This is a genomic window from Algoriphagus sp. TR-M9 (genome assembly GCF_027594545.1).
Taxonomy (GTDB): Bacteria; Bacteroidota; Bacteroidia; order Cytophagales; family Cyclobacteriaceae; genus Algoriphagus; species Algoriphagus halophytocola.
The window spans coordinates 4173428-4189446 of record NZ_CP115160.1; the positions used below are offsets into that span (position 1 = coordinate 4173428).

Consider the following 16019-nt stretch of genomic DNA (forward strand, 5'->3'; position numbering starts at 1 on the left):
CTAAAGTTTTCTTACTGATTGATAATCGTGGAAATTTCCTTTCTCAAAGACTCAAAATCAATGGGTTTGGTAAAAAACTCTTTCGCTCCCGAATCCATTGCCTTTTTGTAATTTTCTGTATCTCCATAAGCTGAAATCATACTTACGCTGATCGTTGGAAATTGCTTTTTCACTTTTTCCAAAAGCTCCAATCCAGTCATGCCGGGCATATTAATATCCGAAAAAACATACACCACCTCCGGGGGGTGTTCGCTATCCAATAATTTCAATGCCTCATCGCCGGAAAAAGCAAAAGCCAGCTCCAGTAATCCTGATCTTACTTCCTTGCGAAATTTCTGTCTAAACAACAGCTCGACATCGCGCTCATCATCCACTATTAATATCTTGGTCATCTGTTTTCTATTAGTGCTGGTAATTTAATTTCAAATTCGGTGGATTCCCCCTCTTTAGATGAAATAGACATTGTTCCTCCATGGGTTTTGACTATATCATGACTGATTGAGAGCCCTAGGCCTGTGCCATCTTTCCCTTTTTTGGTGGTGAAAAATGGCTCCAAAATCCTGCTGATGATATGATCCGGAATCCCCGAACCATTGTCTTCTATGTTGATCTTGACCTGATTCCGGTCAGCGGCAGTTCTGATCGCAAGCACAGGTTGATAATCTACAGATCGCTCTGGCTCTGCCAAAGTGGAAAGCTTGCTTCTCATGGCGTCAAAGGCATTGTTGCAAAGGTTCACAATCACCCGGCTAAAGTCTTCAGGAATCACAGCGACCTTGGGTAAATCTTCACTGAGCTGCCACTCGAAACTGACATTGATCGGGTTTTTGCCAGCTCGCATCCCATGAAATGCAAGGTTCACAAACTCCTTCAATAGACTGTTGATATCGGTAGGCTCTGGCTCCCCTTTTCCTCCTCTGGAGTGCATCAGCATGGATTTGACTATGCCTTCGGTTCGTTTTCCGTGCTGAAGGATTTTCTCCAGATTAGCTTTGATATCATTCAATAAGTCAGGAAGCTCGGAATCCTTCGTATCCACTCCTAGATTACTGAGTTCTGTGTTGATTTCATCTACATACTCCATGCTCAACTCGGAGAAATTATTGATAAAGTTGATGGGATTCTTGATCTCATGGGCAATGCCTGCGGCCAGTTGCCCTAGGCTTGCAAGCTTCTCCTGAAGCAATAGCTGCTGCTGTAACTCTTGGTAATCTTTGATAGCCTTCTCCAGTTCCAAGGTCCTTTGATCCAGCTTAGCTCTAAGTTCTGAAGCTTTTTGCTCCCAATCTTCTTGCACTTTATCCATTTTTTTGGGTTTCTAGGGGTAACCGAAAATAAAACTCTGTTCCAATCCCTTCTTTACTTTCTACAGACATCTCACCGCCATGGGCCTTGACAATATCGTAACTTATAGACAAACCTAAACCTGTACCCTTCCCTGAAGGTTTAGTGGTGAAAAAAGGCTGGAAAATCTTTTCCTTTACTGCGGCCGGCATTCCGCTTCCATTGTCTTTGATTTTCACCTCCACCCACTTCCCCTTACGCTGGGTGTGTACCTCCACGCTAGGTTCATAATCCTGCTCTTGCGCCAGCTGCTTTCGCTCTGCGCAAGCGTAGAATGCGTTATTGATCAAATTAAGCAAAACCCTTCCGATTTCCTGAGCCACCACATTAATTTCCCCTACTTCTGGGTCAAAATCAGTTTTAAGCTGGGCATTGAAGGATTTTTCCTTGGCTCGCAGTCCATGGTATGCCAGTTTGAGGTACTCGTCCGCCAGCAAATTAATATTGGTCATGGACCGGGTGCCGGCACTGCTTCTACTGTGCTGCAGCATGGCTTTGACAATCGCATCTGCACGCTTCCCATGTTGGTTGATTTTTTCCAGATTACTCTGGACATCTATGCTGATGGCCTTGGCCTCTTCGAAGTCTCCCTTTTCAAGTTCCTCCTTCATTTCTTCCAAAAGCTCGCTACTCACTTCAGAAAAATTATTGACAAAGTTTAAGGGATTTTGAATCTCATGTGCGATTCCAGCTGTCAGCTCTCCCAGAGAAGCCATCTTCTCAGATTGAACCAGCTGACTTTGGGCATTTTTTAGGTTATCTATGCTCTTCTTTAGCTGAGCAGTACGATGGGAAACCCGCTCTTCCAGGATCCTATTTTCCTTTTGTAAATACTGTGATCTCAGCTGGACTACCCCATATACAAAGCCTCCAAAAATCAAGGAAAAGGTAAGGTAAGCTGCCCAAGTCTGCCACCAGGGTGGTGAAATCGTAAAATGAATACTTGCAGGCTCACTCCAGGATCCGTTAAAGCCTCTTGTGGCTACTTTGAAGGTATAAGCTCCGGGCACCAAGTTGTAATAGTTCTGAGTGGTGCTTCTAGGGCTAATCTCTGACCAGGCATCATCAGCACCTTCTAGGATATAGCGATACACTATTTTATCCCTCCCCTGCACATTGGGATTGATGAAGGAAAAATTCATGGAATTCTGGTGATGCGGCAGGACCAGGCCAATGGGTAATTTGGTCACCAAGTTCACACTGTCCCACACAATTTTATTCTGCATCAAATAGCTACTGTCATTAGGGATGTCACTTTTGAAGTAATAGTCTGTGTGGTCCGTATTCCAAATGGTGTCTTCTGCTGTCAGATTGGATTTAAGGTAATCATTGCCCAAAAAATCGGGGTTTTGATCCATTATATTCACCTGAGTCAAAACTACTTTTGGGGGAACGGTATCGGTTTTTGGCACCTGTATGTTCACCGTCAAAACCGGAGCGGCTCCCCACCAAATATTCCCAGTACTGGTATAGACCGCTGTGGCCTGATTGTAATCATTGAACGGGAAACCCTCTCTTTTGCCATAATTAAAAAACCTCCATTGATCATTTGGATGATCAGGATTAGGCCGACGGGCCACTATGATTCCATTTTCGGAGCCAATATGTAAGTCTTCTCCCACCTCTACCATATCATACATCACGGGTGGCTCTAGCCCTTGCTCCGGGGTGAGGTTAGTGATGGTTTCCTGAGCCAGATCAATGAGGGACATCCCTGCATCGGAACCTACTACCATTTCGCCTTTGCTGGTCTGAAGCAAAATAGCTGTATAATCACTGGTCAACCCATTACTTCTACTCAAGTAGTAAACCTTTTCCCTAGACGCATCGAGTACATCCACACCGATCTCATTCCCCAGCCAGATTCTGTCCTGAGCATCTCGCTCCAGCAGCCAGACTCTACTTGATGAAAGCCCGGAAAATTGATCGGCTTTAAACAGTTTATTCTGTTCTGGATTAAACTGTAGCACCCCGTCATTGGTACCTATCCAAATATTGCCCCGACCATCCCTGATAGACTTCCAGGCTATCCTGGCCACAGCTGGCTTCAAACTATAAACATCTCCTACCATGCGGTCAAAATCCACAATGACAAATCCATCCAGGCTTCCGATTAATAATTCATAATCAGAAATCTTGGAAATAGACCGATGATTATTAGTGGAAACGGCATCCGGAAAAGTCCAGCGGTAAATCCTTTCTTCCACAGGATCATAAATATTGATGCCTTCGTAGGTAGCCATCCAAATTTTTCCGTCAGGATCTTCTTCTACACCCCAGACCTCATTACTGGCCAAACCATCTGTGACGCTGAAATGCTCGGACATCATCCCATCCGGATCGATCAATAATGCCCCCACTAATTCTGTTCCCACCCAAATGTTGCCTTTTCGATCTGTGATGGTCTGTGCCGGGAAGCCTAAAGTATTGAAATTAGCGTTGGTGAGGATTTTCTTGATGCTGTTTTTCTGCGGGTCGTAAATCCTGACCACATCATTATCCGCGATCCACATCCTATCATGTAAATCAAAAGTAATCCCTCGTGCTACCCCATCAAAACCTTGCTCCTCACCCAAATTCAGCACGTGCTTTTCACGCAGTGACACTCCTTTTGCTCCTTTGGTGACCGAGGAAAACCAGATTTCCCCATTTGAGTTTTCGGTGAAATCATAAAAGAATTCGTTTGGTCCCTGCTCCAGTCCATCCCTGATGATTTTAATATGAGTTCTTCCCGGGTTGTAAATGCCTACCTTCCCATTCATGCCAAACCAAACGTTGTCTTTGGAATCTACAAATACACCTGCGCTACCTCCTGCAATGATTTCTTCAGGTAAGTCAAGTCTGCGAAGTGTTTTGGTTTTTCTATCCAAAACATGTGGAGCGTCACCCAACTTTCCCAACCAGATTAATCCCTTTCCATCTGCATAGGTGCGAGCAAATTGCCCTCCAATCTGGTAATTTTGAATGACGCCTTTCTTAGCATCCAGCTCATATAATCCTGACAGATTGGAAAGTAGAAGAATATGTCCTTCAGGGGTTATTTCCATATCTCCTATGAAATCAATGAGTCCATCAGGGTTTCTGGGCAACACATTGTAGTTTTCAAACTGATCACCCGTAAATCTCGCCAGCCCCCGATCTGTAGCTATCCAGATCATATCATTCTGATCTTGGACCATGGAGTAAATTCGATTGCCCAGCAGCCCCTCCGTCTGTGCTATTCGGAGAATGCCTGCTGTGCTGAGTTCCGACTTTCCCAACGCTCCGAGTTTGCTGATCACGGGCTCCTCCAGCAGCTGAAGCCGGACAGAAATCTGCTCACTTGCTGCACTGTCCAGATGGTAGGAAATATCCTGCAATTCATTCCAATCAAATGGAATCTTTGACAGCGGGGAATTCAGGGGCTTGAAATCATGGATCGAAAAGGGTTGGGATGGAATTTTATCAAAATCCAAAGGAACGGCCACATGGCTAGGCAAAAGGTCCGCAGTGATCTCCTTCCAGCCCAGAGAATCAGGCTCTGGTAGTTCAAAAGGATGGACTACCGGCTGCTGGTAGGCAGAGGGATTTTCTGGAAAGGGTACATTTGCCGACTGCTGACAGGAGCTCACCCACACTAAGAGTAAGATAGGCATGAAATTGATCAACTGAGGCAATGGATTTTTCATAACTCAGAGTGCAAGGGGTGATGCATATAAATTGATGGTAAAGGTGGTTCCTTCGTTTTCGGTGGATTTTACGCTGATCTCTCCTCCGTGAGCTTTGATGATATCATAGCTCAGCGAGAGGCCCAGGCCGGTACCTTGTCCCGTGGGCTTAGTCGTAAAAAATGGCTGAAAAATCTTGTCAATCACTGATTTTGGAATGCCTTTGCCATTGTCCGAAATCAGGATTTGAATCCCCTTTCTTTCATCTCCAAACCCTATTTTCTTGGTCATCAAAGTGACTTTCGGTTGAAAATCCTCCACCTGGCCCGCCCCTTCGGCAAGCGAAACATGTTGACTGGGTAACAAAGCTTTGGCTCGCTCCGCACAAGCATAGAAGGCATTGTTGAAGACATTCAGCAGCACCCGGCCTATATCCTGAACGACCACTTCGATTTTGGGGGCATCATCATCAAGCTGCGTCTCAAAGTCCGCATTGAAGTCACTCTCCTTTGCCTTAAGCCCGTGAAATGCAAGTTTCATGTACTCTTCTGACAAGGCATTTAGATTCGTCAGTTCCTTTATTCCTTTTCCGCTTCGGCTATGCTGCAGCATTCCTTTCACTATTGCTCCTGCCCGCTTGCCATGCTTATTGATCTTTTCCAGGTTGCTTTCAATGTCATCGAGGATTTCTGCCTCCAGCTCTACATCTCTGATTTCTGCTGGTTTTGCGACTTCCTCCTTGATCTCCTTCACCAGCTCATTGGTGACTTCCGAAAAGTTATTGACAAAGTTCAAAGGATTCTGAATCTCATGCGCGATCCCCGCCATTAGTTCACCGAGTGAGGCCATTTTCTCCGAATGGACCAGCTGAGCCTGGGCTCCTTTGAGATTCTCGTGGGTAGCTGCCAGCTCAGTATAGGCTACCTCTATGGCTTTCGCATGCTCCAGTTCCCGTTCTTTGGCTTTCTCATTCTCTTGTTTGATGAGCTTATTTCGCTGATAGATGTACAATCTGAAAATCAGGAAAACTATAGCTAGAGAATAAATCAAAAATGCCCACCAAGTGCGGTACCAGGGAGGAAGCACCTCAAATGAAAACTGAATAGGCGCTGTCCACGCTCCGGCATCTCCTTCTACAGGTCCTGTGAATCTTGCCCGCACATTTAGGGTATAGCTCCCTTCGGGAATATTGCCATAATTCGCCGTAGTTCTTTTCAGTATGGGGCTCCACTTATCATCGTACCCATCCAGCATGAATTGATATTCTACTAAACTTGGCTTGGCCAGCTCATTGGTACCAAAGTCAATATTGATGTTATTATGCGAATAGGGCAGCACGAGCTCTTGCGGAATAGGATAGAAACTCGATATACTATCAAAATCAACTCCCTTGAAATTGTCCTGCAACTGCTGGCGCTCCGAGTCCTGAAGCTTTTTGCCATAAACGATCAGCTCATCAGATGTCCGCGCAAAGGTGTTGACACTCTCTCCCTGCTCATCTATAGTATAGCTACTGCTCAGACTATGCCAGGAAATCACTTCTTCGTTTATTCTAAGTTCTTTGAAAATCAGCTCAGGCTTTTGGGTATTACGCTTCAGTTCTCTAGGATCAAACCTGACCAAAGCTGTGCGTGTATTCCCAGTTCCTGCCCAAATCACCCCTGATTTATCCACGAACATTCCATTTTGCCCATCTACCAAATCCTTCACAGGAAACCCGGTTTCAGTATTAAAGATTTCTAGATTTCGCAATGAATCCAATGTTTCCAAGCTATCTGCCGGGGAGTCAAATAATACGATTCCCTGATTGCTTCCTACGGCCATTTTACCATTTGGCAATTCCGCAATCTGCAGAATGACATTGTCCGGAAGTCCATCTTCTAGGGTAAATGTCTCAAATAATTTCGCCCCAAAAGCAGTTCTATACTCATCCGGGTCGGAGATGCTTTCCATTTTCCTCAAACTATGATGGCTCAAAAAACTGAGTCCGTTTTCAGTGCCTATCCAGAGGTTTCCCTTACTATCCTCCACCAGCCTGATGACTGCATAATCTGCCAAACCTTGCGCGGGTGAAAAATTAACAAATGACAAGCCATCAAAGCGGGAAAGTCCGCCATCAGCTGCCCCAAACCAGATTTTATGAAAACTATCTTCTACCACATTCAGAATCACATCTCCAGCGAGTCCATTTTCAGCGGTATAGTTGGTAAAACCTGCTCCGTCAAATTTACTCACCCCTCCTCCATCCGTACCAAACCAAAGGTTGCCTTTGGAGTCCTCCGCTACGTGATAAATCTCATTGACCGGAAGGCCTTGCGATACGGTGTAATTCCTGAAACCCTCTCCATTAAAATGGCTGACTCCTCCTCCATTGGTTCCAAACCAAAGTTCTCCATGTCTATCTAGTAAACTGCTGCTGACTATTTCTCCGGCCAATCCCTGTGTAGATCCGAAGCTCGTAAAAGCCTTGCCATCAAACTTGCTAACCCCACCTGAGGCTGTCCCAAACCAGATGCTGCCCTGCTGATCCTGCACAGAACTCAACACAATATTATCTGCCAAACCTTGTGCTGTTGTGAAATTAGTAAAGCTCCTGCCTCCAAAGCGGCTTACCCCACCTCCATCCGTACAGAACCATAATTTGCCATTTCCGTCCTTGACCACATCCAATATGCTATTGCTGGGCAAGCCTTGCTCCCGGGTATAAGAAGTGAAATGCCCACCGTCAAATCTACTTACGCCATTTTCGGTGGCCAACCAGATGTCATGCTCTTCATCTTCTACGATGGCTCTTACGATGACTGAAGGCAGGCCGTGCTTTAAGCCGTAATTATGAAAGCTTTTCCCATCATAACGACTGACTCCCCCGCCTATAGTACCAAACCAAATTTGGCCATCTTCGGCAGCGTAGATACTTCGGATTCGATTAGAAGGTAGCCCATCAGCCATTGTAAAGGTGATAAACTGGGATCCATCAAATTTGGCCACTCCTCCGCCATTGGTCCCAAACCAAATATTGCCCAGCTGATCCTGAGCCATACTCACGATGACATCATCCGGAAGGCCATTTTCTGTATTAAATGTGGTGAATTCACTTCTATTGTATTTGCTCACTCCAGAGCCGTAAGTTCCGAACCAAAGATTCCCTTCTTCATCCTCCAGAATGCTAAGGATCACATCGTCTGCCAACCCATTTTCTACGGTATAATTGGTGAAAACATTACCATCATAGCTACTCACTCCTCCTCCTACGGTGCCTACCCAAAGGACACCCCGGCTATCTTCGAGCATGCTACGCACGGTATTGCTGGACAGGCCCAGTGTGGTAGTGAAACTGGTAAACTCCACTCCATCAAATCGGCTGATTCCCCCGCCATTGGTCCCAAACCATAGTTGGCCCCTACTATCCAGCACGGCACAGTTTACTGCATCCAAAGCCAACCCTTGGTCCGTAGAAAAGTTTTTGAACTGAGAAACCCCTCCGTCACCAGCAATAAAAGGGCGGCCATCGGAATCTACTATCGGCGATCCATTTTCATCCATCAGGTAAGGTAAATGCTGCACTTCTGGCTGATACAATGTTCTAGTCCCCATATTCCCCGATTCATCTAAAACACTCACCACCTGATCAGAATGGTAGGAAACGGGGAAGAAAGGAGGACTGGGTCGCTCACTCAGCGCTATCACTGCAGGCTGAAGACTGTCTGGTAGTTCTGAAAGTACTCTTATGTCTGGTACAGACATAACCATACCTGTGGAATCTGGTGCAGGAGTCAAATCACTGTCTTTCGAACAGGAAAAAAAAAGAAATGCACATCCTAAAAATAGGAATAAAGTCTTCATATCAAGATTGAATTATTGGGAAAAAGCAAGCACCCAAATCCGAAAGCTACCCTAAAAGTTAATTATATTTTGAACCATATAAAACGCTTTTCAAAAAAGTATTTTTGTATTTTTTCAATATTTATGCGAAAAAACCAAAAATCCAAAAAGTGATCCTTCTCGCTGTATCTCAATTTTTTGGATAAATAGGCAATTTGAAAAATACAATTGACCTTCGAATAATTAAGATTACAATCAATTCCAATAGCAGGGTAAGTCTAAAGGTATTGTCAAAACCCAGGAGCAATGATTGACGCAGCCTGTTTACGGAAAATTCTGGCGCTTGTGACCAGGCTTTCAGTCCGCTTTCAGATAAGGAATATCAATGACGAATTCCGTTCCGGATTGGGTATTTGACTGCTCAGAATAAGCTACAGAATGCACCTGCAATTCTCCTCCATGTGCTTTGATGATATCATAGCTGAGGGAAAGCCCCAAGCCGGTACCATGCCCCGTGGGTTTGGTAGTGAAAAATGGCTGGAAAATCTTCTCTTTTACCTGCTGGGGAATCCCTGTTCCATTGTCCCGGACCTTGATTATTAAACGGCCCTTCTCATGGAGGGTACTAACCCAAACTGTGGGTTGGTATGGTTCTTCTATCTTATTTTTCTCATGCAATTCCTTCCTTGCCGCTACAGCATAGAATGCATTATTTACCAGATTCAGGATCACTCTGCCTATTTCCTGAGACACTACCTCTACCCGGCCCAGGCTTTGATCGAAGTCTGTTTCCATGGTTGCGTTAAAAGTTTTGTCCTTGGCCCTAAGCCCGTGATAGGAAAGCCTTAAGTATTCATCTGCTAGCTCATTGATATCAGTGGGCTCCTTCACCCCGGTGCTGCTCCGGCTATGCTGGAGCATGCCTTTGACTATGGCATCGGCACGTTTACCATGGTGGATGATTTTTTCCTCATTAGCCTGAAGATCACTGAGAATCAGCTTGACCTCGTCCAGATCTCCATTTTCCAGTTCCACTTTTAGCTCTTGCAAAAGCTCATTGTTCAGTTCAGAAAAATTGGTGACAAAATTCAGAGGATTTTGGATTTCATGTGCGATTCCCGCTGTCAATTCTCCCAATGAAGCCATTTTTTCAGACTGAATCAGTTGGGATTGCATGGATTTAAGTTCATTCAGCGTATTCAGCAATTCTTCTTTTTGAGCGGTGATTTCAGCAGTTCTTTCGGCTACCTGTATCTCCAGGGCATCTTTTAGTTTCTGGGATTGCTTGTACTCCAGTTCCTTCTGGGCAGCCAGGATCCGCTCCCTTTCCAGCTCCTTTCGTTGCTTTCTATTGATGATAAACTGGGCTACTAACCATATCCAGGCAAAGATCGCTGCGGTATTGAACAGCTCATGCCAGCTCTCATAAAAACCCGGGGCTATCATTCGGACAAAATCCTCTGCCACATGAACCACTATTACCGGAAAAAAGGCATATACATAAGGCTTCAGCGGAAAGAACTCCTCCTTGTTATAAGTCGCATAGACGACGGATAGATTAATAATATGCGCTACCCAGCGCAAAAATGGATCTGTTCTGTCAAAGATTATCTGAATGGCCAACAAGCAACTAGCCGCAACCAGCCCTTTGAAAAAAATGCCCTGCCACTCAGGAAAGACATTCTTGGTTTGATCGTGAGTCTGAAGAAATCTAAATGCAATAATCAGAAGTATAAAATCCATAAAATACAGCGCTGTAGGAAAAAAGATTAAGCAACTGGCAAAATAAGCATAAATTCAGTACCTGTGGACAATTTGCTCCCGCTCTTATTGAGTCTGAGCTCACCCCCATGCGCTTTCACTATATCATAGCTGATACTCAATCCCAGTCCCGTTCCTGATCCGGTCGGCTTGGTAGTGAAAAAGGGCTGGAAGATCTTGTCTTGAATAGACTTGGGAATACCCCCACCATTATCTGCTATAGTCAGCTGAATGTAAGACTTAGGATTTTCCTCTTGCGAATGATATCCTCCAGGGGCAATCAGCAGTTGGGTACTGACTTTAACATGGGGTTGGTATTCCTCTCCTGCAGATTTGGACTTTTCATGTACAGCATCGAAAGCATTATTTACCAGATTCAATATCACCCTACCAATGTCCTGGCTCACGGCTTTGACTGAAGGTAGATCTTGGGCCAATTCCATATCAAAATTTGCTTGAAAAGTCTTATCCTTAGCCCGTAGCCCATGATAAGAAAGCCTAATGAACTCTTCTGCTAGTAAATTTATATTGGTTGGCTTCTTTTCTCCCGTATTGGCACGACTATGATCCAGCATCCCTTTGACAATAGAATCGGCCCGCTTCCCATGATAATTGATTTTGACCAGGTTTTTTCTCAGATCCTCCAAGATTTCTGATATCATCAATTCATCTCTGGATTCCCTGCTCTTCAACCTTTCTTCGATAAGCTCATCTATGAGTTCATTTCCTAATTCCGAAAAATTATTAACAAAATTCAGTGGATTCTGGATTTCATGCGCTATCCCTGCGGTCAGTTCACCTAATGATGCCAGTTTCTCTTGCTGGATCAATTGTGTCTGAGTATCCTTTAATGCCTTATGCTTTTCATGAAGATTTTGTAAGGCTCTGGATTTTCCCAATTCATAAACCAGGAGAATCAAAAATATGGTGAGATTGGTCCCCAGAATGGATGAAAAATAAAACAGCTGTTTCTTTTCTAAATCATACTCAGGCTCCGGGGAACCTACATTTAACTCCAAAACTAGAAGTGTAACACTTAGCAATGCTGACACAATCATCCAAAAAACAGCAGGTTTCTTACCTAAGATGAGCATGGCCACCGAGGGGAGCAGAAAGAAAGCTGCGGATGCGGGTGACAAAAGTCCTCCCTGTAGCCAGGCTTGAAGCGGAAAGCTTATCGCATACTGAGTAAGAAAAATGCTGGCTGCGGTGAATTTTGGTAATCCAAAACGGTAGGCGAATAAAATTATCAGGTTGATAATGCCATTGAGCAATAATAGCTGCCCATTCAGTTTTGCACCAATTTCTACAGCCAGATTGATACCCAGAAAGTTGGATAATGCTGAGATCAAAAGCACCGCAACAAATATTCTCTCGGACCTCAATTCAGCATCGAGCTCACGCCTCGCTTTGGGAATAAAGTATTCGGTGATTTTTTTAAACATGTTCAGTTTTACTTAATAAACCAAGGAGAGTACCATGTCTTTTCCATAGTACGTATATGAAAGTACAATCGAGCAAAAAGCAAGTGACCCCCAATAACTGAACAAAATGGTTGTCAGGATAAAAGAAAAACATCGATACTGAGATCAATCCTGTTCCCAACATTCGAGACCAAGCCAAAAGCATGGAAAATTTTCCGGTATCCTGGGTTTGCATCAAAAGAATTACACACTGGATCGACAGAATTACATTGATAATGTAACCCGAGTTGGCCCCAATGAGCGTGTCATATCCTTCATTTCTATAGAAATAGCTGAAAAGTATCCAGAAGAAAAAGTTGATGAAACAAAAGAGCCGAAAATGCTTCTTTGTTTCCGGATTCATAGGCTGTTTGGTCCCATACTTCAATACAGCATAAAAAATAAAACAATCCAACAGGAAAGCAGCTATGTAGCTAAGGGCAAATAGTAAACCTGTATTGGGATGATAAATCCAACTCCAAACAAACTCCCAGCCTATATTAGCTCCTGCCACAAATGCAGGCATTTCTACAAACTTTTTCTTGCGAATTTCCAACACCAATACGACATAGGCCACCACCCAAAAAAGACAGCCCAGTCCATTAAAAATCAAACCTGTCAATGGGTAATCTTCAAAATTGATTAATGGTTGGTTCATAATCTTACTTTTTTATTGCCCCAGTCTTGAGTAAGTGATTTTGGCAAGTAGAAGTTGATAATAGAGGAATTGGACATCCTTCTCAGCATCAGCGTTAAACCCATTTTGGTAAAAAACTGGAGCAGCATAGAAAACACCAAGCTCTTGTCCAGCACCTCTCCTATATTCCCGATAAAGGTCATTTTCCATTTCATCTTATTGATTTTCTTAGAGGAAATAGGAGGTACAGCAAGCAGATCAGATACCTCTTTTCCCATCATCAACCTCAAGAGCGCAGTATTTGAGTCTGCTCCCAAAATCGGTTTTGACTTTTCATTTTGAAAGTCACGAAGTGCTTTTACCAATTCCTGAGCATTTTTGCTGGGAGCAATTTCCTTGTCCAGAATAGCGTGACCTAGTTTAAAAGCGTCAGCGGAATTCTGAGGGATCATATCTTCATCCAGCCCCATCACATGACCTATCACCCTCCAGCAATGCATGTAGGCCTCCAGTTCCACCGGTTCAAATTGAATCCCGATGATTTCTAATCCTTCTATAATCAATGCTGAAAATGACATCAAGGTGCCTGCTAAATCCTCCTGATTGATAGGCTCGCCATACTTCTCGGCATCCCAATGGTTCTGCTTCAGGTAATAACGGATGACGGCATGGATCAAGCGGACTTTCTGAGCCGCCCGGAGACCTTTTCCCTTTGCCTCCAGACCATCGGGAGACATGGCAAAAACCACAAATTGAGCAGTCTCTGCTATTCTCCTAGAAAACACCTTCAGTGAACCATGATCCTCATTCAGCCTGGCCGTTCGGTGCAAAACTTCAGCACCATTGGCACAGGCATAGCACTCTGGGAGTGATTTATAGCAGAGTAGTAACCCTATCCAAATACCATGACGCAGGTAGATCTGCTGCCCCAAGGCGATTAAATCTGGGTCGGCCCATTCGGGAAAAATTGCAGATTGCTCAAAATACGTTCTCAGTTCAATGGGGGCACTTTCTGGCAAGGCAATTTTGTCCAATACAATGGATTCAAAAAGGTGATTGATGGTGTTTACTTCCTTTTTAGCCATGATGGCTGCCACTGTCTGATCGGCCAAGGGATCCATAATGTGTCGCTTTCTTCCTAATCTGCCATCATTCCAATCGGTGGTTTCTGTGATATTGAGCTGATTGAGCTTAGCCAAAGCCCGTTTCTTAATCCGCCTATTCTTAATAATAAAGCGTATGGAAAATACTGCAAATACGAACAGTAATAGAAGAAGAATGACCTTAATGAACATAAGCATTTGCGAGTAATAGGATTCGTTGATCCTGTCTTTACTGAGATAATCGGCACTCCCCTTCTAATTGTCCAACACCTATCAATTCAGTTAAATATTATTAGGAAAAATTGAAATATAGTGATGTATAAACCAGCTAAAACACAATCAATTTTACTTAAAAATACGGCAATAAAATTGACACTAAGAAATTTTATCAAGTAAAAAATGTTTTATAAACCGTACTTTATGCACTTGAAACACTTAGACTCATCCAAAAAAAATGCTGCTCTTATTGAATAAGTCAATAAAAACAGCATCTAAATAAGCAATTAGTAAGGTCTCAATAGCCTCTTGCCCCACCATCTTCGCTCGAAGAATCAGCAGCTCCGGTGTAAAGTTTTTTGGAAGCATCGTAGGTGATTCCCATCAGCACACCAAGGTTCGTAGTTGGGGTAAGTGTATGTCCCATTTTCTCCAATGCTTCTCTGGTGTCTGGTGAAAGCAAATTTCGCTCATACAAAATGCGATCTGGCAACCATTGATGATGGATTTTCATTGCCTCAATAGCACGATCCACTCTCATATCGTAAGCTAGCACATTCAATACTGTCTGGAAAACAGTATTGATAATCGTTCTTCCTCCCGGACTGCCAATGACTAAGTAGGGTTTTCCGTCTTTTGCCACAATAGTCGGAGTCATGCTGGAGAGCATTCTCTTTTCTGGAGCTACCAAATTCGGATTAGAGCCGATTTGTCCTGTGGCGGTGGTTTCGCCAGGTACAGGATTAAAGTCGCCCATTTCATTGTTGAAGATAAAGCCCAACTTATCTGATCCCATCTTTACTCCATAAGAGTTTTCTAGGGTGTAAGTCATGGAAATGGCATTTCCGTCTTTATCGACTACAGAGAAATGGGTGGTATTATCACCTCCATAGGGGTGGCCAAATTGCGCAGGATCAGAGATCGAAGCTTTGGTCATATCAAGCGTTTCGAATCGCTTTTTTGCAAATTCCTTTGAAAGCAATCTATCCAAAGGCATATCAGGGTTAAAATCCGGATCCCCCAGATGTTCAGCTCGATCAGCGAAAGCTCTTCGCATTGCTTCAGCAACTAGATGAACATAGGCTGTGGAGTTGAACTCCACTTTAGCGATGTTCGCTTGCTCCATCAGATTCATCATCTCGATCAGTGCGACTCCGCCAGAACTTGGTGGAGGCATGGAGTAAATCTCATAGCCATTGAAGGTACCTTTTACGGGCTCACGCTCCACGGCTTCATATTTCTCCAAATCGGCTTTGGTGATAATTCCGCCGTTTGCCTTCATGTAATCTTCGATCTCCTGAGCTACCCAGCCTTTGTAAAAGCCATTTCTGCCATGTTTCTGGATCTCTTTTAATGTTTTTGCCAAAGCCGGCTGCTTCCAAGTTTCCCCGGGTTTGACGATTTTTCCATCTTTTCCTTTGAAATAATTCTGCATGATATCTTCAGATGGGTCACGATCCGTCATTCTCACAGCCGCATTGTAAAGCCCCCAAGACATGGTAAATCCTTTTTTGGCTAATTCTACAGCCGGTTTCACCAAATCAGCCCAAGGTAACTTACCATACTTCTGGTGCGCTTGGTACAGTCCGGCTACCGTTCCAGGAACGCCCACTGCCAAAAGTCCTTGATGGTTTGAGTTGTCTTTGATTTTACCGTTTTCATCCAAAAACATGGTTGGGCTAGCTGCCAATGGTGCTTTTTCACGAAAATCAAAGGTGGTCACATTTCCATCAGATTTCATAAAAACTATAAATCCGCCGCCGCCGATATTCCCGGCTTCAGGATGAGTTACTTCCAGGGCAAAAGCTGTTGCTACAGCAGCATCGATGGCATTTCCACCCTTTTTCAAAATATCAACTCCAACTTGGGAAGCTATGACGTGGTCCGAGACGACCATACCATTTTCAGCGTAGGTCTGGGAAAAGGACTTAAATGAAATAAATAAAAAGAGAAAGGCAATCTGTAAAGTTGTGAAGGTTGGTTTCATAGGAATAATGATGATTAACACTCAATATATTTCTCTTTC

The 16019-nt window shown here is 43.9% G+C and carries 9 protein-coding genes; all 9 read right to left on the bottom strand.

Translation table 11 applies throughout. From position 1 onward, the window contains the following. Positions 1 to 11: 11 nt before the first annotated feature. The 9 genes from PBT90_RS17825 to ggt all read right to left on the bottom strand — a co-directional run bounded on the left by PBT90_RS17825 (position 12) and on the right by ggt (position 15980). A complete protein-coding gene (locus PBT90_RS17825; protein ID WP_264807853.1) occupies positions 12 to 392 on the bottom strand; it encodes a response regulator in 381 nt (126 codons plus the stop codon). Next, on the bottom strand, positions 389 to 1306 hold the full coding sequence (locus tag PBT90_RS17830; RefSeq protein ID WP_264807854.1) for a sensor histidine kinase: 918 nt from the start codon (positions 1304 to 1306) through the stop codon (positions 389 to 391). The genes PBT90_RS17825 and PBT90_RS17830 overlap by 4 nt, the downstream gene beginning before the upstream one ends. Further along, positions 1299 to 5012 carry an ATP-binding protein gene (locus PBT90_RS20405; protein ID WP_333482148.1) on the bottom strand — a complete coding sequence of 1238 codons (3714 nt, stop codon included), beginning with the start codon at positions 5010 to 5012 and terminating at the stop codon, positions 1299 to 1301. Before PBT90_RS20405 ends, PBT90_RS17830 begins: the two co-directional genes overlap by 8 nt. A gap of 3 nt (positions 5013 to 5015) precedes the next feature. Continuing rightward, positions 5016 to 8834 carry a two-component regulator propeller domain-containing protein gene (locus PBT90_RS17845; RefSeq protein WP_264807855.1) on the bottom strand — a complete coding sequence of 1273 codons (3819 nt, stop codon included), beginning with the start codon at positions 8832 to 8834 and terminating at the stop codon, positions 5016 to 5018. A 336-nt stretch (positions 8835 to 9170) separates the two neighbouring features. Beyond that, the gene (locus PBT90_RS17850; RefSeq protein WP_264807856.1) at positions 9171 to 10556 is read right to left on the bottom strand and encodes a sensor histidine kinase; all 1386 of its coding nucleotides are present in this window, start codon (positions 10554 to 10556) and stop codon (positions 9171 to 9173) included. A 26-nt stretch (positions 10557 to 10582) separates the two neighbouring features. Next, entirely contained in the window at positions 10583 to 12019 is a 1437-nt protein-coding gene (locus PBT90_RS17855) for a sensor histidine kinase (RefSeq protein ID WP_264807857.1), read from the bottom strand. Continuing rightward, positions 12012 to 12695, bottom strand: coding sequence for a transmembrane-type terpene cyclase (locus PBT90_RS17860; protein ID WP_264807858.1), 684 nt, complete (start codon positions 12693 to 12695; stop codon positions 12012 to 12014). Before PBT90_RS17860 ends, PBT90_RS17855 begins: the two co-directional genes overlap by 8 nt. Then, the gene (locus tag PBT90_RS17865) at positions 12692 to 13873 is read right to left on the bottom strand and encodes an oxygenase MpaB family protein (protein WP_264807859.1); all 1182 of its coding nucleotides are present in this window, start codon (positions 13871 to 13873) and stop codon (positions 12692 to 12694) included. Before PBT90_RS17865 ends, PBT90_RS17860 begins: the two co-directional genes overlap by 4 nt. A gap of 418 nt (positions 13874 to 14291) precedes the next feature. Further along, positions 14292 to 15980, bottom strand: a complete 1689-nt coding sequence (ggt, locus tag PBT90_RS17870) for a gamma-glutamyltransferase (RefSeq protein ID WP_264807860.1) — start codon at positions 15978 to 15980, stop codon at positions 14292 to 14294. Positions 15981 to 16019: the final 39 nt, after the last annotated feature.